At 50.6% G+C, this 1312-nt stretch carries 1 protein-coding gene; it reads left to right on the top strand.

Annotated elements, in window-relative coordinates:
- Window positions 1-53 precede the first annotated feature (53 nt).
- Window positions 54-1309 (top strand): IS3-like element ISSen1 family transposase gene (locus ACLJRU_RS23315; RefSeq protein ID WP_110301500.1). Its coding sequence is split into 2 segments (ribosomal slippage): window positions 54-405 and window positions 405-1309, totalling 1257 coding nucleotides; the frame shifts between segments, so codons are not numbered across the junction.
- The last annotated feature ends 3 nt before the right edge of the window (window positions 1310-1312 follow it).

The raw sequence follows: 1312 nt of genomic DNA, 5'->3' as shown, positions 1-1312 counted from the left end.
TGACCCGTCCTGAATAGCGTTGACACGTTCCAGACTTAAATCCGGAGAACGTAATGATGACTGAGTTCAAACGCCCCCAACGCGATTATCCTCTATCCTTTAAAATAGCCGTCGTTGAGCAGGTCGAAAAAGGCGAGATGACCTATAAACAGGCCCAGCAGCGATATGGCATTCAGGGGCGCTCCACCGTACTTGTCTGGCTGCGTAAATATGGCCGGCTTGACTGGAGACCCGGACTTCCTGACCTGGTGAAGAGGAAACTGCCTGTGGCTCAGACAACTATCCCGCTGACACCCGAGCAAAGAATCAGGGAACTTGAAGAACAGCTTGAGCTGGCAAACCAGAAAGCTGAGTTTTTTGAGTCCGTTATCAACGTCCTGAAAAATGATTACGGGGTAAGTGTTGTAAAAAAGCGGCCCGGCAAGTCCTCACGCAAAGTCAGGCCCCCAAAATAACAGTTACGCGTGCATGTCAGTTCCTGGGGCACAGCAGACAGGCGTGGTACCAGTACAATACAAGATGTAATAAACGGCAGGAGCATCATGCTCAGGTTCTTGATTTTGTTGCCCGTACCCGGTGCCGCCAGCCGCGAATCGGTACGCGTAAACTGCACTATCTGCTGAACATGCAGGCCGATAAAACGCTGAATATCGGACGGGACCGTCTGTTTAATCTGCTGGGTGAATACCGGCTCCTGGTACCCGTGAAACGGGCATATCACAAAACCACCAACAGCCATCATCGCTTTTACCGGCATCCTAATCTGCTGAAACCCGGTCCTGAACAGGTTACCGCCCTTGAGCCAGAGCAGGTCTGGGTCGCCGATATTACTTACCTTCCACTACGCAGCGGCACGGCCTATCTGAGTCTGGTCACCGATGCCTGCTCCAGAAAAATCGTGGGTTACCATGTCGGGGAAAACCTGCAGACAGAAAATGTGGTAAAGGCGTTCAGGCAGGCTCTGAGGCGGAGAAAAACGACAGGTCCGCTGGTACATCACTCTGACAGAGGACTGCAATACTGTTCGGTACTTTATCAGTCAGTTCATGAGCGAAACGGAATAACCTGTTCAATGACCGATGGTTACGACTGCTACCAGAATGCGCTGGCTGAGAGAATAAACGGGATACTGAAAAATGAGTTTTTACTCTCGCGTCCTGCAGACCTGGAGCAAGCGCGGGAAATAGTAAAAGAGTCCGTGGCAATTTATAACCATGAACGGCCACACCAGGCCCTGAAATACAAAACGCCCGATGATGTTCATCAGGCGTTTTACAGACAAAAAACTGTCAACCTATATCAGGACTAGTCA

The sequence above is a fragment of the Salmonella sp. SAL00653 genome, from assembly GCF_046552515.1.
GTDB classification, from domain to species: Bacteria; Pseudomonadota; Gammaproteobacteria; order Enterobacterales; family Enterobacteriaceae; genus Salmonella; species Salmonella enterica.
This window is presented reverse-complemented; position numbering and strand designations above follow the sequence as displayed.